Raw genomic sequence first — 23,766 nt, 5'->3', positions numbered from 1 at the left:
ATAGGTGTTAGCAAGTTCGTTTGCAAACTTGTTAGCACTTTTTTATTTCTTCTATTACTAAACCTTTTAAATACAACATCCTTTGCAATTATATCCTCCAGCCTCTTTTCTCTGTAGATCCTAATGCTAAATAATTTCAACAAAAATACCTATGTACATATTGAATATAATAATTGTATTTGTTGGAAGGACATACTATTGTATAGAGTTCTGTAATCTTCTATATAATAAGGAGAATGTTTATGAAAAAATCTAGTATCATGATATTCTTACTCACATATGGTTTATTTTATCTTTCCAGTATTTTATTCCCTATCGATCGTGTTTGGTATGATGCCCTGCAAAAACCACCTTGGACTCCTTCTGGTATGATAATCGGAATTGTTTGGTTTTTTTTATATGGGCTTATTGCATTATCAATTACAATTATTTATAACAGGTATGGGCTTCATCAAAAACTATATTGGTTCCTATTTCTTTTAAATTATATCTGCAATCAAGCGTTCAGTTATTTTCAATTTAGCCAAAAGAATTTATTTTTAGCAACAATAGATTGTTTTTTAATCACAATTACCACATTGTTACTAATTGTCTTTTCTTTGAAATTATCTAAGATATCAACTTACTTATTCATCCCATATTTTTTATGGTCTGCATTTGCTACATACTTATCCTGGACGATTTTTAGTATGAATTAATATCTTATAAAAACTTGAGCATAACCAAAAATGCTCAAGTTTTTTCATGTTTGCCAATTAATAAAAAAACATTTTAGAAATAAAAAAGCTAAACTTTCATGCAATCAATTCTATTCTAATTAATTCATATTCTTTAGTTCTTCTATACATTTTTGAACAAGTGTGACTGCTTGACTCATAGTAGGGCCACAGCCAAATGCTGCCGTTACACCAATGCTTTCTAGTATTTCTTGTTCAGAAGCTCCTTGATCAAAACATCCCTTTGTATGATAAATAATACAATACTCATCCTGTGAATAAAGACTAATACCTAATGCAATCAATTGTTTTTGCTTTTTTGATAGCGCACCATCTTTAAAGCACTCTTCCGTAAATGAATTAAATTGTTCAGTAGGTTTCGGCATCTTCTCAGCAAATACTCCCAAACCATATTTGTACTGAAGTAATGCATCTTCTATTGAATTTTTACCTTTATGTTCCATTTTATATTCAACTTCATATCTATCATGTATTAAACACAGATTAGTATGGGCCTAAACAGTTTTGATTACTCATAATTGGTAATAGAAAACAGGTTATATTTTCTTCACTCTCTATTGCTGTAATGAATCCGAAATACTTATTCATAAAAACTCCACATAATTTTACTAAAAAGAAAAATACTAATACTTGTTTCAACGCTTTACTTCAAAGGATTGAAACAAATTTATTACTAACTACGATACAAGGAGGCATCACTGTGGACATTCGTGAAGGATTAATTCCAACAGCTCTAGGTACAGCAGTGACAGCAGCAGGTTATGCTCTTAAACAAACTCGTGGAACTAATAAAATGATTGCAAATACAGTATTTGGTTTTGGTTTAGCTCACGTGGTTTTAGGTGTAATTGATCTTGTTGAACATCGTCGTTAGAACGAAAGGCAAGCATTGATATATGCTTGCCTTTTTGGTAGTGCAATTATTAATTGTGTTTGTATGACGTAATCTTATTAATGAAATTAAATGGTTACACTACAGGAAAATTAGAAAGTAAAAATTTGTACATTGAATTATACAAAATGAAAAGGTGATAGAATGGAATTTTCTTCTGAAAGTAAAACATATCATGCTGGTGACATTGTCTATATTTTTTACCGAAATCCCCATACTCAAGACGTAGCTAATATACAAGCTGCGGCAGTTGTAAATAACCCTGAAAGACCTAATGAATTAGCATTATTTCTTTATGAAACGTATTATCCACTAACAAATGAAATGGCTGTATATGCTACCGAAGATGAGGCAAACCAAGCGTACACTTACTATTATGGTGATATTTCAGAGGGGATGTTGGAATGAATAAACCATTTATGCCTAAGCTTGTATATTTTGAACCTAAAGCTTTAGATTATCCTTTGGGGAAAGAGCTGTTTGAGAAGTTTTCAAAGATGGATGTTGAAATTCGACATACTACTTCCCATAATCAAGTAAGAGATTTACCAGGCGATAACGATTTTCAAAAGTATCGAGTAGCAAAATCTACACTTGTTGTTGGTGTTAGAAAAACGCTGAAATTTGATACTTCCAAACCTTCAGCGGAGTATGCAATTCCTTTTGCAACAGGATGTATGGGACATTGTCATTATTGTTATTTACAAACAACGATGGGAAGTAAGCCATATATACGAACGTATGTAAATGTTGAAGAAATTTTAGATGCTGCTGACAAATATATGGAGGAGCGTGCACCTGAATTAACAAGATTTGAAGCGTCGTGTACTTCAGATATTGTAGGAATCGATTATTTAACGCATACTCTTAAACGGGCCATCGAGCATTTTGGAGAATCGGAATATGGTAAATTGAGGTTTGTTACGAAATTCCACCATGTAGATCATTTACTTGATGCTAAACATAATGGAAAGACAAGATTTCGCTTTAGTGTAAACGCTGATTATGTGATTAAAAACTTTGAACCAGGAACTTCTCCCTTAGCCAAACGAATTGAAGCAGCAGGAAAAGTAGCTAGAGCAGGCTATCCTCTTGGTTTCATTGTAGCCCCTATTTACCTTCATGAAGGCTGGCAGGGTGGATACTATCATATGTTTGAACGCCTAAATGCTGAATTACCTCTTGATGCTCGGGATGATATTACATTTGAATTTATTCAACATCGTTTTACAAAGCCAGCTAAGAGGGTGATTGAAAAAAACTACCCGATGACAAAATTAGAATTAGATGAAGAGAAAAGAAGATATAAATGGGGGAAATATGGCATCGGAAAATACATTTATCAAAAAGAAGAAGAAGAGGATATAAAAAATTATCTGTATTCCTATATGAAACAGTTCTTTCCTAATGCCAAGTTAGAATATTTTACATAAAAAGAAAGAACAACGTTCTTTTCTTCACTAATCTAAGAAATTACTCACCCCAAAAACAAAAGAATATGGTGCTAATGCACCGCACCCTTTAGAAACATTGAAAATTCAAATCCTAAATTTTTTTAATAGGTTTATTAGTTAAAAAGCCGTCTCATCAAGGGCGGTTTTTGTTTTTTCTTCACATACACATAGGCTTAATTTGCTTTTACAAATGCAATAGAACTCTTACCTCAAGTGTTAACCAGTTCGTTTTAAAACATGTTATTACTTTATATATATCTTCTATTACATAAACCTTCACAAAAACATCATATTTAGCTGCCAACTCTTCGAGTTTCTTTTCTCTGTATTTGGTTACTGTAAAGAAATGAATAACTGACATTTTCCCGTTATGCTTCTCCTACGATTGTCATTTAAATCCCTCTTTTTGAATGAGTTGTAATCCCTTCGCTGTCATAACCGGCTGATACTCATTAATGACATCTCCCCACTCAAGCACTTCATCCTCATCTTCATATAAATCATCTATAATATCGTTTGATAAACGGTAATAGCCTTGTACTCACGATTATCAAAAACCTCCTGTCTTGCCATGTGGTCCACAATTGCATTTGTTTCTTTTTTGCCATTTGAATCCCTATACATACCTCTTAATTCTTTTGATGGATACAGGTAAGGCGTTTCGTTCAAATGTGAATATTGCCAACGCATACGCGCCCTCTCCCCTCTTGATGTCCTTGATTTCACTCGGTATTCCTCGTGGTTTTGATATAGGTATATGACCTAGAAAGAAGGATTTTGCCTGTCCATTCTCAAAATATTTAAATGGACAAGCAAAAATTTAAAATGGATGTGGAAATTATGCGAAGTCAATTAAAACAAATTCTTGATGAAAAAGGCATCAAATATGGATATATCGCAAAGAAAGCGAATATAAGTAATTCGGCAATGACGAATTTAATAAAAGGGGGACTTCCAACCTTGCCTGTTGCATATCGTATTGCTCGTGCACTGGAAATGAAATTAGAAGAAATTTGGATCGAAGAAGATATAAAATAAAAAAAGACGGTATACACCGTCTTTTTCACTGTTTCACTTCATTTTTTTCCATTCTTTCTAAAACTTTTAATAAAATTGCTAAAATAATAGTTGCAACAATAGCAATAACTAAGATACCTTTCGACGTTAATTCAACTGATGATAAACCACTTTTGGTCATCCAAAAATACCCTACGTATATTGCTAAAAATGAAGTAACCATTGATATTGTAAACCCTAAAAAGCCTAACTCATCTAACTTCTTTTCAGACAAGCCAACCAAACTTAAAATCTTCGTAAAAAGAGCCGCTATTATAAACATTTCAATAGATAAAATGAATAATGACATTATTCCTGAATATTGAATTTCATTCGGCATCCATTTCCCTAGCCCCAACATTAATAAAGCCGGAAGAAAGATTGGTAAGAATAATCCCAAAATTATTACTGGGACTGCTTTAACACTGCTTGTCTTGTTGTCGTTCTGATTGCTCATAAATCCTCCAAAATAATTATTAATAATAAATACCCAATGGATTTTAGCATAAAACAAAATTAGTGACTACAAGAATTTTAATTAATCTCATTTAGGACATACTCATACTGAGGTGAATTCTATGATTTGGGCTATCCTTTCATTAGTCATCGTTTTTGCATTAGGAATAATCCTTAAAGCACCACAAGTCTCAGAAGAGGAGATTCGTATGAACCAATTGAGAGAGCAGGCTAATCGTGAATATCTAGAGCAAATGGATCCACGAAAATTTGAATACTTAATCGCTGACTTATTTAATTCTCTTGGGTATCGAGCACAAGTTACACCTGGCTCAAATGATGGCGGAAAAGACATTATCCTTTGGAAAGACGATGAAGTGAAATTTGTTGAAGTGAAAAGATATACAAAGGAATCTATTGGAAGACCGTACATTCAAAAGTTACATAGCGCTATTATTGATGGTGATGCAGTTGGAGGATACTTTGTTACACTTAGTAAATTTAATAAGAACGCAAGGCAATACGCTGCGAATAAAAATATTGAGTTAATAGATGGTGACGCTCTTATTAACATGATGAAACCGTAATTATTAATTTACGGTCAAGGTATCTTTTCATCGCATTAAGTTGTGTATCTGACGTTGGCTCAGAAACAAAATACGTTAAGCCATCAGATTGTAATTTGAAGTTCGCTGTCATTTTAACAGTTGTTAAAGCTTGCATAGCATCTTGAACCTCATATGATTACTCCAATGTTTAAAACAACGTGTCTCGTTCGCTAATTCAGCGATTTCAACCTGTAGCGCCAAAATTAAATTACTAACTAAGTTTTGACCTTCTAAACCGTGTTGTTTAATAATTCGATTATCAAGTACCCTTTGTAATCCACGTAATTTTACGATATTCATTATTCTCTTCTCCCTTTCGCTTCACTGATCAATAATGTAATTTCATAAACACCATTTATTAAATATTCCATGTTTCTTCACCCCTTGAATATTTTTCAAAAATCAATACATACTATTTTCAAGCCGCTTAATCCACGGCTGGTACTTCCTTCTCTTTACAGTAAGAGGCAGATTGGTTCATAACTTTTCTAATTCTTACTGTATATTTTTAAAAATATCGAAAATAATACCAACAAGCTGTTTGAACTAGCAGCTTCACTCTTCTCGTAATGGGAATGCAATATATCACAATTAGCTAACTCATTCGGCTAACTGGCAGACAACCGAAAATGTTGTCTGCTTTTTGTATGAAATTTTTCATTTTACATATACTACTTTTGAGCCTGTTACCAATGCAAGCCATTTGGTGTTTTGAATTCCGACTAAGCTTTTTTGTTGCATAGATTATTACATCTTTGACAACACTGTTTTAAAGCGCGTTTTCTGGTTATTCGTAGTTCTAATCCAGAATAATTTTTCTCCTATAAAGGACGGCAGGTACGACTGCTCGTCCTTTTTTACTTATACCGCATACTCTCCCTTCTGGTAGTTTCGAACCACATTGCCCTCATCATCATAGTAAGCAATTTCCCAATGAGGATGGCAGTTATGCCTCTCAATTTCCCCATCGAACAAAACAAACAAATTAGTTTTCCAGTTTCCAACGATCGTACCCCACATGCCAGCTACGTTTACTCGCATACCCATATAAGCAAAATGGAGGTTGCGGAAATTCTGCATTTTCTTAAAAGCTTTCTCCGCGCTGTACATGCGCTTGATATCAAATACACCCTCGTTCTCACACTTTACAAACTTCATAAATTCAACCATCGGCATTGTTAGAAACTTTGTTCTGAACTTTTGCCAATATAGGAATCTTGCTTTTCCTTCGGTTTCTGCTACTACAAATTCTTCATTTGGCCAGTGTTCGAAAATGGTTGTGAGTTTGAATTTGTAAAGGACCGCCATCCTTCCACCTTCCCCTTAATTTACAATTAACTTATGGAACAATTCTTCGTTTCTTGTGTCTAATGCATGGTCGATGAGGTTATATTTAATTAACTGATCAATTTCATCATGATCTTCCCCGTCGATATGTGTTTCAAGTGAACAGTCACCATCTTCAAGTACTTCCATGTATAAAGGCTCCTTGTATTTACCTTTGAAATTGATTTGAATATAAATTGGAACATCGTTCGCATTGAAATGGTTATATGCAGCTATTCCTTCCGTACCAGTTAGATTCGGTTTATAAAATGCGAACGTGTTGCCTCCTGAAAATCCTGCTGAAATCTCAATATATACAAATAAAAAAGCACTCATAATGAGCGCTTTTTTACAAATTATAACCTATCCATTTTTGTCCTAAAGATGTATTAATTAAATACCAAGCTTGTTTTACTGTAACGTTTTGATTAGCAACATAACCTACTGGTTGAGAGCCCGGATCATTACGTATTGCCACTTTTCCGTCTACATATAAACGTCCCACACCTGCATCAAAATCACGCCATAGTGAAACTTCCCATTGATTGAATCCCATCCATTTTTCCCCTAAAGATGTATTAACAATAAACCATGGTTGCTTTATTGTTACATATTGATTAGCTACATACCCTACTACTGTTGGATCACTTGGACTATTGAATAGTGGCTTTTTACCATAAATATAGTTCTGTAGTACTCCGACATAAGTTACAATTCTTGCATCAGAATTCCCCGCTGCCATAGCTGGTGTAGAACCAATAGCCGTAAATGCTAATGCTAGTGCGAAAAATACTGCTAATAACTTTTTCATCTTTCTTCCTCCCCCTTGAATCGCTTTATAATTCCATCGATTATATTACCGAATTTTCTGTATATTGCAAAGATGAAATTAGTATTATCTGACAATCATACCCTATAACTGAATTTGTTCATATATGGTAAAATGTATCTATCGCTGATATGTCCAAACATGTAATTTTCATAGCAGCAAAATTACAACTAGACTTATACAACATGATTCAAAACAAAATGAAGGAGTGTATTAAGTGAAAGGACATATTCGAAAAAGAGGAAATAATTACTGTATCATTATTGATATCGATCCTGATCCAGAGGCAGGAAAAAGAAGACAGAAGTGGTTTTCTGGTTATAAGACAAAAAAAGAAGCCGAAAAAGATGTGGCGAAAAAGATTACGGAGTTAAATGAAGGGATTTTTGTGGAGCCGTCTAAGCTTACTTTAAAAGACTATCTGGTTCAGTGGTTAGAAATTAAAAGGATGAGTTTAGAAAGAAATAGCTACGTTTCTTATTATAACAATGTAACCCATCATGTTATACCGAGTATAGGAATGATTGCACTTCATAAATTAAATGTTATGCACATTCAAAAATGCTATAAATCAGCATTAGATACTGGTATTTCAAATAATTCCTTAATCCAATTGCATCGAGTACTAAAAACAGCTTTAAATCTAGCAGTAAAACAAAATATTATTTCTAGAAATCCCGCTCAATTTGTTGAGTTACCCAAAAAAAGAAAAAAGCCCCATCCAGACTTGGACGGAGGAAGAAGTAAAAAGATTTCTATTACATTCACAAGACTCACGATATCACATTGCTTACTTATTAGTAATTACTACAGGGATGCGTCTTGGAGAAGTTTTAGGTTTACGTTGGCAGGATGTTGATTTTGAAAATCATACAGTTACCATCAATCAAACTGTTGGTGGTGATGATAAAATTAAAAACACCGCGAAAACAAGTGCATCAAACCGTACAATCCCTGTTCCTGTAGAAACAATAGAAGCAGCAAAAAAACATCGAATTCAAATTAATAAAGAGAAATTACGAATGGGTTCTGCTTATCAAGATTTTAATTTAATTAATTGTAATAAATCTGGTGAGGTTTTATACAGAAATACTTTCAGGTTAAAATTTTATAAAGAAATAAAAAATGCAGCAGTGAAAAAATTTAAAATTCATGATTTAAGACATACACACGCAACTTTATTATTGAAACAAGGAGTTAATCCTAAAATTATCAGTGAGAGATTAGGTCATACAGATATTTCATTAACGCTTAGAATTTATTCTCATGTTTTACCGAATATGCAAGAAGAAGCAGTAAAAAATTTTGGTAAAAGTATCTTTGGTTAGCTAATGTTTGCAATTTGCAATAAAAATCCAAACAAAACCTTTATTATCAAGGTTCGTTCAGCTTAATACATGTTATCATGTATAATACATATAAAATGGAAATTCAAAATAACGAGGAAAATATTATGAACTTTGTTTATATTAATCAAAACGTATTAAATAATCTTCTTTACATTTTAAGTAGTATATTTATTTTTTATTTTATATATGATAGCGGACGCTATTTAAAGAAATATAAAAAGCTACTTATTATCCTTTGTACGAGTATCCCTCTTATTTTATGTATGCGCTATCCAATCTATATGGATGAAAATTGTATTCATGATTTAAGACAAATACCAGTTATAATAGGCACACTTTATGGTGGCTTCCCTGTTGGTATCATTTTGTTTGCTATTTTATTAATTACAAGATTTTCATTTTATGGATTTAGTATGTTAACAATAATAGTTTATGGCACAATGTTTATCGTTACAGCATTCGCATCCGCAAAATTTAATAAGTATAATAGAAAAATTAAAGTAGCTTATGGAATGTTTTTAACATTTTTTCTAGCAATATTTACAACTGTAATTGTATTAACTTTATCAGATTTTGAAGTGAATAATTTGTACATTATTTATTTCATAATATTACCAACCATTTTGATGTTGTTTGTCATTTATTTTAATGAAGTTTTAAAAGATGCAGTATGTATGCGATCGAAGATCATTAAAATGGAAAAAATGGAGATTGTCAGCCAACTTGCTGCTAGTATATCGCACGAAGTAAGAAATCCCTTAACTGTCGTAAAAGGATTTACTCAACTTTTAAAAACACCTAATTTAACTCCAGAATCAAGAGACGAGTATATTGAACATATACTTGAAGAATTACATCGTGCACAAGGAATTATTGATGATTATTTAACGTTTGCCAAACCTGCTTCAGAAAAATCAGATCATATTTCAGTAGAACAAGAATTGAACCGAGTTATTAATATGATCTTACCATTATGTAATATGAATACAATACATATTACAAAAGATTTTTCCACGGCAACAATTGTAGGCAATAAACAGCACTTTCAACAATGTTTTTTAAACTTAATAAAAAATGGGATTGAAGCAATGCCTAATGGTGGTACTTTACATATCTCCTCATCTATTAGTAATAATAAAGTTATTATTCTAATTGAGGATAGCGGAATTGGTATGTCACAAGAGCAAGTAAATCGATTTGGTGAACCATATTTTAGTACAAAAACAAAAGGTACAGGTTTAGGTACAATGGTTGCTGTTAAGATCATTGAAACGATGCAAGGTAGTTTGAAAATCCGAAGCGTTATTAATAAAGGTACAACTTTGACAATTACATTGCCGAAATGTAATATGAACTCATCTGAAAACAAATAAAAAAGGAGCATAATTGCTCCTTTTTTATTTGTTTCGATACATAAGTATCTTCTATGTTTTTTAAGTTTACATTTGTGGAGACTAATTAGAAATTAGTACCCTCCGCCCCAGCAGCTGCATCCAACGATAATTAATAAAATAAATAACACAACTAATAACGCGAAACCTCCACCAAAACCACAAGAACCACCGTAACTCATATTTTCTCCTCCTTTTGGTTTGAAAACTAATAGGTAGTTGATCATTTTAACTGGTTCGTATTATACATTATGTAAATATCCCTTTTTTGAGCATGTCCACATAAAAATAAGTAAAAGCACTCATTTAAGAGCGCTTTAAAATGGATACCAAAAGTTTTGAAATACATGTAACTTTAAATACACTGCAACAATTAAAATAAAAACACCTACAAATAAAGCAATGAAATCCCCGCTTTTCGCTTTATTTGTATAAAACCAAGTTCGTGTATTCTTCTTTCCAAATCCTCTTAAATCCATTGCATTTGAAACTGTATCGATTCTATCTAGTGAATGAATAATTAAAGGCCAAAAAATTAAGACACGGTTTTTCATACGAATCCATAAACTTGCTTCTCCTTTTTCAAAAGCTACTCCTCTCGCCTCTTGCGCATGTTTAATAACTTTATATTCGGACTGAATATCAGGTATGTAACGTAATGCAATATTTATTGCATATGTAATCTTATAATGAATTCGAAATTTACTTAAGCTACTCACAAATTTGCTTGGATCAGTCGTATATATAAAAATAAGTGTAAATGGTAATAACGTAAAATATTTTAATGAAAGTGTAGCTGCATAAAATAATGTTTCATATGTAATTGTTGCATATCCGATATGTAAAAACGAAGTATATGATTCGGTTAATTCAGATCCATGAGTTGGTGTAATAAATAAAATCATGACAGAATTTAATAAACTAAATGTAAATATAACAGTAAAAACAATGCAAATTTTACGAAATGGAATTTTAGCAATAAATAGTCCGATACATCCAATTATAAATATAAATAGCAATATACGAAAATCGAAAAACAAAAAAGTAAGTGTCATACAAAAAATAAATAACAACAATTTCACTGCTCCATCCATGCGATGAAAATATGTACTATACACCTTCCTCCCTCCTAATATCCTCAAAATAATGTTCCATAAACCTTTCAGAATATGAAATTCCACTAAATTTAACTAGTTTGAATAAAGAACTTTCCCTTAGGTTCGCCCTTTGTAGCGTTTCTGTATCCCCTAATACAATGGGCGCGGAATTATTCGCAATAATTTCCCCTTCATCTAGAACAATTGCTCTGTCTGCATATTCTAAAGCGAGATTCATATCATGTGTAATAAAAATAAAAGATATTCCCTTTACAGCTAGTTTTCTAATAAACGACATAAACTGTTTATAATGATAATAATCTTGTCCCGCTGTCGGTTCATCTAATATGATAAGTTTCGGATTTGCTATTAGTACAGATGCAATCGTTACTCTCTTCTTTTGTCCATAACTTAATGCCTGAATTGGCCAATTTCGAAGTGGATACAAACCACAAAGTTTTAATGTTTCTTCTGCTCTAAGCTTAATTTCTTCCTTTGAAACCTTTTTTAATTTTAATGAAAATGAAACCTCTTCTATAACAGTAGGTTGTGTAATCATATGATTTGGATTTTGCATCACATAAGATATAATCTCTCCACGTTTACGAATAGACCAAGAATTGATATTTACTTCATCAAATACAATCCTATCATTTTTTGTTTTGTTTATGCCTATAAGACTATGAGCTAATGTTGATTTACCGGCTCCATTATGGCCCAAAAGTGCTACAATTTCGCCTTCATATATGGAGAAATTTACATTGTCCAATACTTTTTGTTTATTAGGATAGGAGAATGACAAATTCTCTACTTTCAATAATTCTTTTTTTGTAGGAGTACCTTTACAAGAAACTTGCTTCTCCATCCACTCATTTATTATGCTACGAACACTTTCCCTTTGAAGATTTTGAAGTGGGTAGTATATTACGTCCTGATTGCTATCAAACTGTAATTTCTTTAATACTTCTATGTACATAGGCTCTCTTAAGCCGATAGATGGTAAAATATTTGACGCTAAAATTTCTTCTGGTGTCCCTATTGCAACAATTTCTCCTTCATCCATTAAAATGATTTTATCTAAATCCAGGTTTAACATTTCTTCTATTCGATGTTCAATAATTACAATTGTTTTATTATATTGTTTATGTATACCTTTAATAAGTTCTATCGTATGTAAACTACTTGTTGAATCTAAATTTGCTAACGGTTCATCGAACAATAATATATCAGCATTTGTTGTTAACAAACCTGCTAAAGAAACAGTTTGTTTTTGCCCTCCCGATAATTCATGTGGACTTTGTTTATGAAAATCATGCATCTTTACTTTTTTTAATGAGTCCGAAACAATCTTTTTCATATCATCTTGAACCACACATTCATTTTCTAAATAAAAAGCTACATCCTCTTCTACTGTAAGACCAATAAATTGAGCATCTTGATCTTGCAAAATTGTTCCTACCTGTTTACTCTGTTCAAAAACACTCTCTTTCCTCGGGTCTTTTCCGGCAATTAAAATATTACCAGTACTAATCCCTTCATAAGAAAACGGGATTAGCCCATTTATACAATGAGCTAACGTTGACTTCCCTGAACCACTTCGTCCAGCAATTAGTACTTTTTCTCCAGGGTATATATGAAATGTAATGTTTTTTACAGTAGGCTGCGCAGCATGTTCATATTGAAAGCTGAATTGTTCAAAAGAAATGATTGGTTTCATGTTAACATCCCTACTTTTCAATTTTTAAATGTGTATGTTTCTTATTAGATTTAGCTAGACCTATTGTAATTGGCAATCCAAGAACTAGAAATACAATAACATCAGCAATTGTTGCTCCTAATACTTGTATAACAATTTTGTCAAATGGTTCTCCCATCACAATAACATCAAATGCCCCAGCAAATATAATAGCGATGACAATACCAATTAACCCAGTAATGGCTAAATAAGAAATATCCCGCTTATTATACGTCCCGTTTTTCACACTAAAGCTAACTCTTTTTTGAATGAGTCCCATTGCAAAGCCGATAATGCCTGAACTAATAACCCACCCCCACCAAATACCCCATCCAGCGATTGTATCTGTTACGGTATGACCGATAAGTCCTATTAAAAGTCCTGCCACTGGACCAAATAACGCTCCAAAAACGGTTAAAATAGCTAATGCAGGTTTAATAAATGTATTTGGTGCAATAGAAAATCCCCAAAGTCCTAATATCCCGTATAATGCTGCTCCAATTCCGATTGCTACTACTAACTTTGTTGATAATTTGTTCATTACAATTCCCCTCCTATATTAGTCAACTTTTATTACTCTATATTTATTTTGAAAATGAATTATGCATCAACACTCCCTTTCTATACAACAAAAAATGACCTCTTACATAAGAGGTCATTTTCTTTTACGTTCAAGAATCCTCTTATCTTCCAAAAAACACATTGTGTCCTCTGCGGAATTAGCACCTTCCTATAAAGTTATATAGGGGTTGCTGAGGTTTCATAGGGCCGTTCCCTCCACCTCTCTGGATAAGTATTAATTTGTAATTCGTATTATGGCACTAACAAGTATAAATTTCAACACTTTTCTAATTATTTTTATTTTTTGTTTAACGGTACATTTAAATCATTGTATTCTTATCGGAATTGTGAAATAATAAATTCAAAATAGTTACGGGAGGAATGTACGATGAAAGTAATCGGTTTAATTGGTGGACTAAGTTGGGAATCTACATCGTTATACTATAAACATATTAATACACTTACACTCTCTCAACATGATCAAAATGCAAAGCTTGTTTTATATAGCATGGACTTTGGTGAAGTAACTACTTTATTACAAAATCATCAATACGAAGAAGTGAAAAACGAATTAGTCACAGTTGCAAAAAAGGTTGAAAAATCCGGAGCTGATTGTTTATTAATGTGTTCCAATACGGTCCATTTATTTGCTGAAGAAGTAGAAAATGCAATATCTATTCCACTTCTTCACATTGGTGATGTAAGTGCTAAAGAAATGGTAGAACAGAATATAAAGCGTATCGGACTATTGGGTACGAAACAAACGATGGAACAAGACTTCTATAAATCACGTCTAGCAAATTTTAATATTGAGACAATCATCCCAAATGAAGAGGAAAGAAATTTTATTCATCATGTTATTTTAAATGAATTAAGTAAAGGAATTATTTCAGAAACATCAAAAGAAAAACTTTTACAAATTACAAACTCATTAATTCAAAACGGCGCAGAAGGTATATTGCTAGGATGCACTGAAATACCATTGCTCATTTCCCAAAACGACCTTACTGTACCTGTTTTTGATACCGCGCTTTTACATGCAAATACTGCTGTGCAGTTTGCAGTATAATAATATAAAAGCGTAAAGGTTAATCCTCTATGCTTTTATATTGTCCACACTATTTATTTAAAAGAGATTTTATAACTGCAATTGCTTCTTTAGTACCACCACATTCTAAAAAACTATCATTCAGTTTTCGTATACCATGTTTATACTTTTCATTTGAAAGAACGTCTGTTACCGCTTCATTTAAAGTTTGCACATTAACATGTTCTTTCAATAATCGATGTGCTGCTTCAAGTTCAGTTAATCTTTGTGCTATCATTGGCTGGTCTTTATCGTGTGGAATTATAACAAATGGGACATTAAAATAAATAGCATCGTGTACGCTGTTCATGCCACCATGTGTAATAAAAACATCTGCTTCACTTAATATTTCTGATTGGGGTACGTATGAAGCAATTATAAAATTGTCTGGCGCTTTCTTAATTTTAGAACGATCATTTCTATCACCAATTGCCATTACAACTATTCCATCAAAATCAGAGAAAGTATCAATGCACGTATTAAAGAATGGTTCGAGCCCCTCAAGCAGTGTTCCCATTGAAATATATATAACTTTCTTACCTTTAAGCAATTCAAATGGAAACTCTACATTTGTTTTACGCTTTGAAATACTAGGACCAATAAAAATGTTATTTCTTCCAAATAAATCGCTATTAGGTTGAAAATAGCGACTTGTGTACACAAGAGTAATATCTCCCTTGTTATGCATAAATTGAAGATTATTTTTAAGCTTTACTCCAAATTCATGTTCCATTTGACGTAGTAAATTTCCAGAAAACTCATCGGGTCGGAATTGTATTTCTGCATTTGGATGAAAAGGTAAAGTCTCCAAAAATTCTGGAGGAATTAAAAATATAGGAGAAGAAAGTACGCCTGGAATTTGTAAATACTCCTTTACTAACTCTCCAGCACCAAATATATCGTAAATTACGAAATCAAAATTGATGCTCTCACATAATTGTTTCGTAATTTCTAATATATATAAAGAAGTTTGAACATGTACATGAAAGAAAGAATTCCGCCCATGTGAGGTTTCAGTATCAATAGAAATCTCCTTTAATAAATCTGGATGAGTATATACAGTTGCTCCCAAATCTTCAATTCTGCTTTTAAAGTGTTCTGTTGTAATATAATGTACGTGATCACCCCGTTCAGTAAAAGCTTTGACTAAACGTAATGTAGGATTTACATGTCCCTCTGCTGGAAAATTAACCACTAAAATATTTAGCACTTATTTCTCACTCCTTACATTTCAATACTCTTATTAATCATACTGTAATTATTACCGTCCATCTTCCCCTAATAGTCCTAATATACTTACTACTTTAGATTGATAAATAATTGTCAGTTAATAAATTAAAAAAGGCATCTACATAAGTAGATGCCTAACCGTGATAAGGAGTGTTCTGTGAGGTTAGAATAAGCTTTTCAGCTTGTCCTATGCTATCAATATATGTTTTATTATATAAAGTGTGCATAGTTGATAGAATGATTTTATCCTTCTCTATCATCCATTTTGAATCTATTCATAAATAAGACGACTCTAGTTTCTATAACATTTCATATGTTTTAACCTTCTTGAGAGCTATCTATTTTTGTAGTTTCTCCAGTCAATCGCTTATTTTTTAATTCAAAATAAGCATCTAAAACTTCTTTTCCAATATCAGAGTTAATACCAGATTTATCATTAATAACCCACGGCACAACTACAGAGAATGCTACTTCAGGATTATCATACGGCGCATATCCTGCTAACGTTAAATTATAACATTCTCTTCGCTCACCTTTTTCATTTCTTCCAATATCACTTTCTCCACCGTATACTGTCTGTGCTGTCCCTGTTTTACCTGCTGGCTTATAAGATGCTTTTTGGAACGCCCTTACTCCTGTTCCATCACCTTCCTGGAATACCCTTCTAAATCCTTCTTTTACTTGATTTATATATTCCTCTTTCATATCTATCTTATTTAAAACGATTGGTTCTACTGCATGCACCACTTTACCAATCTCATCTTTTTGCGACGTTTGCTCTCTTACCTCTTGAACAATTTGTGGCTTCATTCGATATCCACCGTTTGCGATTGTTGAAATATACTGTACAAGCTGAAGTGGCGTATAGGTGTCATACTGACCAATTGAGTAGTCTAGTAAGAAACCAGGTTGATTATCTTTTTTACCAATTTGTCCAGCTGTTTCATTCGGTAAATCAATACCCGTTGGAACACCTAATCCAAATTGCCTGAAATAATACCTCATTTTATCAAAGTACTCCTGTTTAATATTCAATGAACTATTTTTTACATAATCTACACCTGCAATTTTTAATGCTGTATTAAACATATAAACGTTTGAAGAGACTTGTAACGCTCTTAAATCATCAATATTTCCAAACTCTTTCCAAGACTTTTTTTCCTTAGTTCCTTTAAACTTCATAGGTGCATCATAAAAATAAGTACCTGGTGTTATAGCGTTCGTTTCAAATCCAGTTAAAACTGTCGCACCTTTAACTGTTGATCCAAGCTCATAAGAACTAGTCATTGTGCCTAATGCATAGTCTTCAACTTCTGTTTTTCCGTCTTTTTCTACAAGTCTTTTCCCGGCCATGGATAATACTTGTCCGTTTTTCGGATTCATCATCACAACGAAAGCACGGTCCAACATGGATTCTGACCCTTTATATGCCTTTAATATTTTTTCAATACTTTCTTCTACTTTCTTCTGTAATTCCATATCTATTGTTAAAGTTAAATTCTTACCGCTTTTTCCCTCAGAAACGGTTTCCGTTCTAATTGTATTACCTTGTTTATCTGCAACGCTTCTTACTTCTTTTTTTGTACCATGAAGTACATCTTCATATTGCTGCTCGATATAACTTTTTCCAACCCTATCATTTCGGCTATAATCACGTACCAAGTAGTAATCTAATCGTTCGCTTGGTAATCCTTCATCGGAATTAGAAACATTTCCAAGAACAGATCGGAATAATCCATCATTTACGTACACTCTCTCCCAATCCACCGATACGTCTACACCTGGGAGATTCGCTAAACCTTCACTAATTATAGTAAATTCCTTTTCACTAACATCTTTTTTAATAATTTGAGGGGCCATTTGATAACCAGAAGTCATCTTACTTTTAATAGCTAACACTTTTATATCTTTCTCTGTTAATTCCTGAAGATTTTTATCTGTAACCCGTTTTCTTTTTAACTCTTCTATTTTTTTATCTAGCTTCTTGCCGCTAATATCCTTTTCTCTAAATGTATCTATTTCTTTTTTCGATACTAGATTTTCAGCCAGTTTCGGATTTAATTGCATCCAAAAATCTTTCTTATCTGTCTCATTTAACTTATCTATATCTTCTTGCGGCATTTCAATTATGTCTACAAGTTGTCTTGCGGTTTTTAATATATCTTCTGATTTTACACCTTTCATCTTTGTGTACGTGATCGTGCGTAAAGATGTATTATCAACAACTGGATTCCCTTCTCGATCAAATATTTTTCCACGTGGGACAGATAGACTCACAGTTGCATTTTCTCTCTTTTCTACTTCATTTTTATAAGTCTCTCCATCGAAAATTTGCACTTTACCTAACTGTATAATCATTGCAGAAAATAATAAAAATACACAAAGAAATAAAATATTTAACCGCGTCGGTATTGCTCTACCACTTTTTTTCTCATGCTTTGTCACCTTGTCATAATCTCCTCCTTACAGAATTCCTAATAATAATTGAATCTATATATTAAAAGTAATGCACATTTTCTATACAGTACTTTGCACAAATATTAATATACTGATAAAAACTTAATAAAAATTAAAACAAAGGTTAAGAAAAGGTAAAGTTTACTAAATTAAATATAAAAATCCCCAATAACCGAAAGCTTAACTTTTGGTTATTGGGGATTTAGTAATTTAAGAGTTAATAATTGGACGTATTGATTCGAATCTATCATCATAATTTGATAGAGATTTTTCACTCTGAGCTTTCGGCAAGTAAATCGTTACTGTTGTCCCGACTCCAACTTCACTCATAATACTTATATTCCCTTGATGACTTTCAATGATTTTATAACTTAACATTAATCCGATACCGGTACCTTTTTCTTTTGTACTATAAAAAGGCTCACCTAATCTCTTAATTCTATCTTCAGGTATCCCTATTCCTTCATCAATTACATGAATAATGACACCTTCATCGTTTATCTCTTTAATATGAATTGTAATTTTCCCGCCATTTGGCATAGCTTCGATTGAATTTTGCAAAATATTAATAAACACTTGTTTCAATTGATTTTCTGAGCATTCAATGCTTATGTCTTTGGTGTCTGCATATAGTTCCACTTGAATATTCGTCATAATTGCTTTTGTATTCATTAACGATACGACATTATTATAAATTTGATAAATATTTTTTTGTTCTGTATTTATCTCATCTGTTTTAGCAATTGATAAAAACTCTTGAAGAATCGCTTCTATTCTTTCAATTTCAGAAAGCATTAAATCAAAATATTTTTCTTGATCTTCTTTATTAATTTGGAATAACTGTATAAACCCTTTAATGACAGTTAATGGGTTCCTCACTTCATGAGCCACACCAGCTGCTAATTGACCAATTGCTGCAAGTGTATCTGATTTATTTAGCAATTCTTCTGTCTTTTTCCGTTCTGTAATATCGCGTACAATGATCATAATTTTATCTTGTAATAATGGTAAGCATCTAGCTTCAAAGAAATCGATACTCCTATTAATTGTAAGTGGATATTCAACAATTACATTCGTTCCTTTTTCCTTCACTTGATGAATTGCTTCCTGAAACTGCTGTGCTACTGGAGATGGTAATACTTCGAAAAACTTTTTTCCCATAAAAGCTTGTGCCGGTACATAAAATTTCGAAGGGGATCCTGCTTTATAATCTATAATTGTGCCATCATCTTCTGTTAAGAAACATAAATCTGGTAAAGCCTTAAAAATTAATTCCAATTCAGACGTTTGTTGTTTTAACTGCTCTTCTATCGCTTTTAAATGTGTAATATCTACTCCGACAGCCCAGTAGCTATATCCTGTTACAGGAAACTGTTCTGATATATTGGACCACATGATTGTTTTGATTTCACCATTTTTACATGTTAAGTGCATTTCCCAATCCCTGAAATTTTTTCCGCAAGTTAAAAATTTCGTTTGTATTTGGTGACGATAATTATGATCTGGGTACAATAATTGAAGGGCATTTGGATTTCCTATTATTTCTTCAGCGGTATAACCTGTTACAATTTCACACTCCCGATTCCACAAAACAAAATCTCCATTATAATCAAGCGCATCAACCATAACAGGCATGTTTTGTAAAATTGTATGCAGTTCCTCCTCTTTTCGAGAAAGTAACGTTGTATTTTTACTTTGAAATACTTTTGTCGCCCCATCTATAATTAGATTTGAAAGCATTTCAAAGTATTTTTGACAATTGAAAATGTCAATTTTGTTTGACCATACTACAAAAGATCCTAAATGTTGATTGTATAAAAAAATGGGGATTTCAATTTTGGGAAGTTTACATATTTTCATCTCATTTATTCCAAAAGAAAATATACATTCTTTTTCAGCATCAAGAAGTTGATGTGATATGTTGGTTAATTTATAAAACTGTTCTGCCATGGTTTCTATTGTACTCACATCAATAAGTTCCATTAGCCGCGCATTCATTCCTTTTTCACCTCAATATGTAAAATTAATACAAATTCAAAATTTATACTTCTCCATTATACGAAGAATGTGCCTTTAGGTATATAGCTGCAGAATAATTATTCGAACAAATTTTATTTTTCAATTAAAAAAGAGAAGAATTTACGTATAAAATGAAACTTTAATCATTATGTATTCCATCAAACATCAATTTTAATTTGACAAGCAACCAATAACGCGCCCTCATGCATAGATTTAACTATGACAATAGCATTATTCATATCGCTTGTAGTAGTATAAAAATACAAAAAATATAAAGTTCATAAAATTTTCACAATTAATATGAAAAATATAAACATTTATTCCAATATATTCTATATAATAAAATGTAATAAGGCTTCTATGAATCTCATAGAATACCTTATCCCTAATAAAAAGAAAAAAAGAATCTATTTGGATTCTTTTTTTCTTTTTATATTACATTACATATTTATATAAAGCATGTGCAACACCGTGTTCTTCATTTGATAAGGTTTCGTATTGACACATCGCTTTTATTTCTTCCACAGCATTCCCCATTGCAATTGATATGTTCGCTTTTTCCATCATGGAAACATCGTTTAGCCCATCACCAATCGCTACAGTATTTTCGACTGGAATATTCAGGTGTTCTGCTAAAGTATATAATCCATTTCCTTTTTGAGCATCTCGATGATTAATCTCTAAATTATGCCAATATGAAGATGTAATTGCTAAATCAGTATTATGCAGAAACGTTTCTTTTAATTTTTTTAATTTTTCTATGTCATAAGAAAATGGTAAAAGTTTATGCACATGTATATCTGTTTCTACAATCGGTTTACAACTTTCTGCACTATGAAACGCTGTATGCTCCAGGTATAAAGCTGCGATAGTTTCTAATTCTTTCAAGTCGAAATTTTCTTTTGAATTTTTCACATACTCGATTTCATTACGTACACTCTCTACTCCATAATCCGGTACGTACACACCTTTATTAGTATAAAGCTGATAATATAAGCCATTCTCTTCAAGATAATTCACAATCTCAAGTGCTTGCATATTTTGAATTGGATATCTCTTCATCATTTTATTATCTTTATATATAAGCGCACCATTTTCCGCAATAATTGGACACTCTAAATTAACTTCTAACAACAATCTTTCAATGTCAACGATAGAACGTCCTGTACAAATTGCTACAACATGACCCGCTTCCTGACATTTTCGAATTGCTTCTGCATTCTCTTTACTAATCATTTTATTCCCCGAAAGAAGAGTTCCATCTAAATCAATTGCGATTAATTTCATTATTTCTTCACCACTTTCTATATATACACGAATTTATATTGAACGAAAGGTATCGTTTTCATACTGATTTCGTGAAGTACCCTTTATTTATAATTTATGAAAAGCGTTTCAGGTCAAGAAATAATTAAAAATAAAATCAAAAGCTTTTCTTTTTAAAGAAAAGCTTTTGATTTTAAACTATGAACTATAACTAATATATTTTGTCTCACACATATACACATTTTTTTCTTCAGTTGGAACATATACTTTAAACTTTTCTAAACGTTTTCCGTAAATATGTATAGTGATGGCGCTTTCATTTTCTTCTATTTCAAGAATATGACAATCAGTTGGTGGAATGACTTTATCTGTTTCACCTTCTCCCAAATAAAGATTTCCTGTATGCCTTAAATAAACAAGTGAATTTTCAAGCTGCTTAGTTTGTATAAAGTTCTGCACCATTATTCTTCCTGTAAAAACGCCTTCTACTCCCCATGTGCCATCGTGATCATGTAAAGGTGTAGATTGACCATCTTTCCATACAAGAGCTAATACTTCAAAACGCTTTAAAGGATCTTCATATAGCAAGTGTCGTGCATATTGAGTCGAATTCACCTTCTGTTTCTCTAACGGAAGCCATCTTTTCTTTTCTAATAGTTTTCCTAGTAATTTTTCAATTGCACAAACCATTTTCTCTTCGGATAAATTACTATCTATTAAATCGGTTACAGCTTTAATAAATACTTGAAACGTTTTGCTTCCATTACACGTTAACATAAGTATCCTCCTCTACTCTTCTTTCACACACTTCCATACTATAAAACACACCAGAATTTTACAATTGAGAAATAAAAAACAAGGTACAATACAATGCACCTTGCTCAACGTCTTACCTAGTTTTCAAAAGAATAGGTAAGTATTTTAATGTTTGTTCATTTTCCAATATACATTTTTCTAAATTGAACGATGGAGATAACTCTATTTTTTCAAAGACATTTATAAAGGTAGTTAATGCAATTTCAGCTTCTAAACGTGCAAGTGGTGCCCCTAAGCAAAAGTGAGGTCCTTTACCAAAGGTTAAATGCTTTTCATTTCCTATTCTGTGTAAATTAAATTCAGAAGCTTGTAAGAATTTTTTCTCATCTACATTTGCTGCACTTACCCATGCAACAATCATTTGATCCTTTTTCATAAAAGGTCCAAATATATTTGTGTCCTCTGTAATCCTCCTAGCTAATGTAACGGGAAAGCGATAGCGTAATACTTCCTCAATCGCTTTTGAAATTAATTTAGGTGATTCCCTTAATTCTTTATATGTTCCAGGCGAGTCCACTAAAAAACAATAGAAGCTATTAATAATTAAATTTGTAGTTGTTTCATTACCAGCCGCTAATAAACCTAAAGAAAAAGTAACAATTTCTTCATCGGTTAATCTTTCACCTTCATATTCAGCTCGTATTAAATCTGAGATAATATCGTCGGTTAAATGATATCTTTTATTTTGAACAATTGGAAGAAGATATGCTTTAAATTCATTTAACGCAACTCCTTTTTCTACATCCAAATCGTTAAATTTTTCTTTACTATATGGCATAAATAAAATATCAGACCATTCTTTAATTTTTTTACGGTCAGTTATTGGTACTCCTAATAAATCGGATATGACAGTAACAGGTAAAGGTGCAGCAAACTCTTCAACGATATTAACCTCACTATATTTTCCAATATGTTGTACAAGTTCATTTGCGATAGCCTGTATTCGAGGTTTCCATTGTTCTAAACTTCTTGGAGTAAATGCTTTAGAAACGATAGAACGTACATTGCGATGTTCTGGTGGATCAGTAGAGTTTATATTTATCCTAGTTTCTAAAGGAGGGATTGAGAATTGCCTTCGCTCCCTTCTACTTGAAAATAAGCGATAATCCGATAAAACTCGATTTACATCATCGTATAAAAAAACATTCCATACATCCTGCTCCTCATCATAATGAACCGGATGATTATCCCTCATAAATTGATACCATTCATACGGATTCCACAATTCTTCTTTTGTTTTCAGCTTTGAAATTTCATGAACTAAAATCACATTTTCCGGCGAAGCCATAGTTCTTTCCTCCCTTTTCTTTTACAATAAAAGTGATAGGTCGGCAGTTCAAAGTTGTATAATCTAACATATGTTATTTTAACATATACAAAAGGAGATTTTTCATTGGGGA

At 32.2% G+C, this 23,766-nt stretch carries 25 protein-coding genes, 4 pseudogenes and 1 riboswitch; of the genes and pseudogenes, 10 read left to right on the top strand and 19 right to left on the bottom strand.

Annotated features, from left to right (window positions below):
* Positions 1–242: 242 nt before the first annotated feature.
* Positions 243–698, top strand: a complete 456-nt coding sequence (locus NHG49_RS13675; protein WP_088046698.1) for a TspO/MBR family protein — start codon at positions 243–245, stop codon at positions 696–698.
* Positions 699–817: 119 nt separating this feature from the next.
* On the opposite strand, the gene NHG49_RS13670 is transcribed toward NHG49_RS13675, so the two are convergent.
* Positions 818–1,180 carry a carboxymuconolactone decarboxylase family protein gene (locus NHG49_RS13670; protein ID WP_064475376.1) on the bottom strand — a complete coding sequence of 121 codons (363 nt, stop codon included), beginning with the start codon at positions 1,178–1,180 and terminating at the stop codon, positions 818–820.
* A gap of 257 nt (positions 1,181–1,437) precedes the next feature.
* On the opposite strand from NHG49_RS13670, the gene NHG49_RS13665 reads away from it, so the two are divergent.
* From NHG49_RS13665 to splB, 3 genes are all read left to right on the top strand, one after another.
* Positions 1,438–1,611 carry a hypothetical protein gene (locus tag NHG49_RS13665; RefSeq protein ID WP_000354585.1) on the top strand — a complete coding sequence of 58 codons (174 nt, stop codon included), beginning with the start codon at positions 1,438–1,440 and terminating at the stop codon, positions 1,609–1,611.
* 162 nt (positions 1,612–1,773) lie between these two features.
* Positions 1,774–2,037, top strand: coding sequence for a transcriptional regulator SplA domain-containing protein (locus NHG49_RS13660; RefSeq protein ID WP_064475375.1), 264 nt, complete (start codon positions 1,774–1,776; stop codon positions 2,035–2,037).
* Positions 2,034–3,062 carry a spore photoproduct lyase gene (gene splB, locus NHG49_RS13655; protein WP_088046699.1) on the top strand — a complete coding sequence of 343 codons (1,029 nt, stop codon included), beginning with the start codon at positions 2,034–2,036 and terminating at the stop codon, positions 3,060–3,062. The genes NHG49_RS13660 and splB overlap by 4 nt, the downstream gene beginning before the upstream one ends.
* A 274-nt stretch (positions 3,063–3,336) precedes the next feature.
* Here splB and NHG49_RS31920 read toward each other — a convergent pair.
* A pseudogene (locus NHG49_RS31920) lies at positions 3,337–3,462 on the bottom strand (replication-relaxation family protein); the annotation flags it as partial.
* 9 nt (positions 3,463–3,471) lie between these two features.
* Positions 3,472–3,773: pseudogene (locus NHG49_RS13650) on the bottom strand (hypothetical protein).
* Between the two features lie 150 nt (positions 3,774–3,923).
* On the opposite strand from NHG49_RS13650, the gene NHG49_RS13645 reads away from it, so the two are divergent.
* A complete protein-coding gene (locus NHG49_RS13645; RefSeq protein WP_064475970.1) occupies positions 3,924–4,121 on the top strand; it encodes a helix-turn-helix transcriptional regulator in 198 nt (65 codons plus the stop codon).
* A gap of 25 nt (positions 4,122–4,146) precedes the next feature.
* Here NHG49_RS13645 and NHG49_RS13640 read toward each other — a convergent pair whose 3' ends face one another.
* Positions 4,147–4,596, bottom strand: a complete 450-nt coding sequence (locus NHG49_RS13640; RefSeq protein ID WP_064475373.1) for a hypothetical protein — start codon at positions 4,594–4,596, stop codon at positions 4,147–4,149.
* A 121-nt stretch (positions 4,597–4,717) separates the two neighbouring features.
* Between NHG49_RS13640 and NHG49_RS13635 the strand changes: the two genes are divergently transcribed.
* Entirely contained in the window at positions 4,718–5,182 is a 465-nt protein-coding gene (locus tag NHG49_RS13635; protein ID WP_088046700.1) for a restriction endonuclease, read from the top strand.
* Here the strand turns inward: NHG49_RS13635 and NHG49_RS13630 are convergent.
* From NHG49_RS13630 to NHG49_RS13610, 5 genes and pseudogenes are all read right to left on the bottom strand, one after another.
* A pseudogene (locus NHG49_RS13630) lies at positions 5,163–5,336 on the bottom strand (N-acetylmuramoyl-L-alanine amidase C-terminal domain-containing protein); the annotation flags it as partial. The gene NHG49_RS13635 and the pseudogene NHG49_RS13630 sit on opposite strands and share 20 nt — an antisense overlap.
* 2 nt (positions 5,337–5,338) lie before the next feature.
* Positions 5,339–5,503 (bottom strand): annotated as a pseudogene (locus NHG49_RS13625) (dUTP diphosphatase); the annotation flags it as partial.
* A 561-nt stretch (positions 5,504–6,064) separates the two neighbouring features.
* The gene (locus NHG49_RS13620; RefSeq protein WP_064475370.1) at positions 6,065–6,511 is read right to left on the bottom strand and encodes a hypothetical protein; all 447 of its coding nucleotides are present in this window, start codon (positions 6,509–6,511) and stop codon (positions 6,065–6,067) included.
* A gap of 15 nt (positions 6,512–6,526) precedes the next feature.
* Positions 6,527–6,865: an IDEAL domain-containing protein gene (locus tag NHG49_RS13615; protein WP_081257252.1), complete on the bottom strand. Its 339-nt coding sequence runs from the start codon at positions 6,863–6,865 to the stop codon at positions 6,527–6,529.
* A gap of 13 nt (positions 6,866–6,878) precedes the next feature.
* Positions 6,879–7,340 carry a hypothetical protein gene (locus tag NHG49_RS13610; RefSeq protein WP_064475369.1) on the bottom strand — a complete coding sequence of 154 codons (462 nt, stop codon included), beginning with the start codon at positions 7,338–7,340 and terminating at the stop codon, positions 6,879–6,881.
* A gap of 235 nt (positions 7,341–7,575) precedes the next feature.
* Here NHG49_RS13610 and NHG49_RS31690 point away from each other — a divergent pair, with 235 nt between their 5' ends.
* From NHG49_RS31690 to NHG49_RS13600, 3 genes are all read left to right on the top strand, one after another.
* Positions 7,576–8,217: an Arm DNA-binding domain-containing protein gene (locus NHG49_RS31690; protein ID WP_373696158.1), complete on the top strand. Its 642-nt coding sequence runs from the start codon at positions 7,576–7,578 to the stop codon at positions 8,215–8,217.
* Positions 8,144–8,686 carry a site-specific integrase gene (locus NHG49_RS31685; protein ID WP_374453487.1) on the top strand — a complete coding sequence of 181 codons (543 nt, stop codon included), beginning with the start codon at positions 8,144–8,146 and terminating at the stop codon, positions 8,684–8,686. Before NHG49_RS31690 ends, NHG49_RS31685 begins: the two co-directional genes overlap by 74 nt.
* Before the next feature lie 125 nt (positions 8,687–8,811).
* On the top strand, positions 8,812–10,080 hold the full coding sequence (locus NHG49_RS13600) for a sensor histidine kinase (protein ID WP_064475368.1): 1,269 nt from the start codon (positions 8,812–8,814) through the stop codon (positions 10,078–10,080).
* A 92-nt stretch (positions 10,081–10,172) separates the two neighbouring features.
* Here the strand turns inward: NHG49_RS13600 and NHG49_RS13595 are convergent, their stop codons facing one another.
* From NHG49_RS13595 to NHG49_RS13580, 4 genes are all read right to left on the bottom strand, one after another.
* The gene (locus tag NHG49_RS13595; RefSeq protein WP_000120182.1) at positions 10,173–10,280 is read right to left on the bottom strand and encodes a YjcZ family sporulation protein; all 108 of its coding nucleotides are present in this window, start codon (positions 10,278–10,280) and stop codon (positions 10,173–10,175) included.
* Between the two features lie 135 nt (positions 10,281–10,415).
* Positions 10,416–11,216 carry an energy-coupling factor transporter transmembrane component T family protein gene (locus tag NHG49_RS13590; protein WP_064475367.1) on the bottom strand — a complete coding sequence of 267 codons (801 nt, stop codon included), beginning with the start codon at positions 11,214–11,216 and terminating at the stop codon, positions 10,416–10,418.
* Entirely contained in the window at positions 11,209–12,912 is a 1,704-nt protein-coding gene (locus NHG49_RS13585) for an ABC transporter ATP-binding protein (protein ID WP_258126130.1), read from the bottom strand. Before NHG49_RS13585 ends, NHG49_RS13590 begins: the two co-directional genes overlap by 8 nt.
* 10 nt (positions 12,913–12,922) lie before the next feature.
* On the bottom strand, positions 12,923–13,471 hold the full coding sequence (locus NHG49_RS13580) for an ECF-type riboflavin transporter substrate-binding protein (protein WP_001038206.1): 549 nt from the start codon (positions 13,469–13,471) through the stop codon (positions 12,923–12,925).
* A gap of 139 nt (positions 13,472–13,610) precedes the next feature.
* Positions 13,611–13,726: riboswitch (SAM riboswitch) on the bottom strand.
* A 153-nt stretch (positions 13,727–13,879) separates the two neighbouring features.
* Between NHG49_RS13580 and NHG49_RS13575 the strand changes: the two genes are divergently transcribed.
* Positions 13,880–14,560: an aspartate/glutamate racemase family protein gene (locus tag NHG49_RS13575; protein WP_064475365.1), complete on the top strand. Its 681-nt coding sequence runs from the start codon at positions 13,880–13,882 to the stop codon at positions 14,558–14,560.
* A 49-nt stretch (positions 14,561–14,609) separates the two neighbouring features.
* Here the strand turns inward: NHG49_RS13575 and NHG49_RS13570 are convergent, their stop codons facing one another.
* The 6 genes from NHG49_RS13570 to NHG49_RS13545 form a co-directional block, all read right to left on the bottom strand.
* A complete protein-coding gene (locus tag NHG49_RS13570; protein WP_064475364.1) occupies positions 14,610–15,788 on the bottom strand; it encodes a macrolide family glycosyltransferase in 1,179 nt (392 codons plus the stop codon).
* A 338-nt stretch (positions 15,789–16,126) separates the two neighbouring features.
* Positions 16,127–18,253: a peptidoglycan D,D-transpeptidase FtsI family protein gene (locus tag NHG49_RS13565; RefSeq protein WP_064475363.1), complete on the bottom strand. Its 2,127-nt coding sequence runs from the start codon at positions 18,251–18,253 to the stop codon at positions 16,127–16,129.
* Positions 18,254–18,475: 222 nt separating this feature from the next.
* Positions 18,476–20,263, bottom strand: coding sequence for a PAS domain-containing sensor histidine kinase (locus NHG49_RS13560; protein ID WP_064475362.1), 1,788 nt, complete (start codon positions 20,261–20,263; stop codon positions 18,476–18,478).
* 456 nt (positions 20,264–20,719) lie between these two features.
* Complete coding sequence (locus NHG49_RS13555; RefSeq protein ID WP_064475361.1) at positions 20,720–21,571, bottom strand: Cof-type HAD-IIB family hydrolase; 852 nt, start codon at positions 21,569–21,571, stop codon at positions 20,720–20,722.
* 177 nt (positions 21,572–21,748) lie between these two features.
* Positions 21,749–22,327, bottom strand: a complete 579-nt coding sequence (locus NHG49_RS13550) for a cysteine dioxygenase family protein (RefSeq protein ID WP_258126128.1) — start codon at positions 22,325–22,327, stop codon at positions 21,749–21,751.
* A gap of 112 nt (positions 22,328–22,439) precedes the next feature.
* Positions 22,440–23,654, bottom strand: a complete 1,215-nt coding sequence (locus NHG49_RS13545; RefSeq protein ID WP_064475359.1) for a cytochrome P450 — start codon at positions 23,652–23,654, stop codon at positions 22,440–22,442.
* Positions 23,655–23,766: the final 112 nt, after the last annotated feature.

It is taken from the genome of Bacillus sp. IBL03825, from assembly GCF_024712505.1.
GTDB lineage: Bacteria > Bacillota > Bacilli > Bacillales > Bacillaceae_G > Bacillus_A > Bacillus_A wiedmannii.
This window is presented reverse-complemented; position numbering and strand designations above follow the sequence as displayed.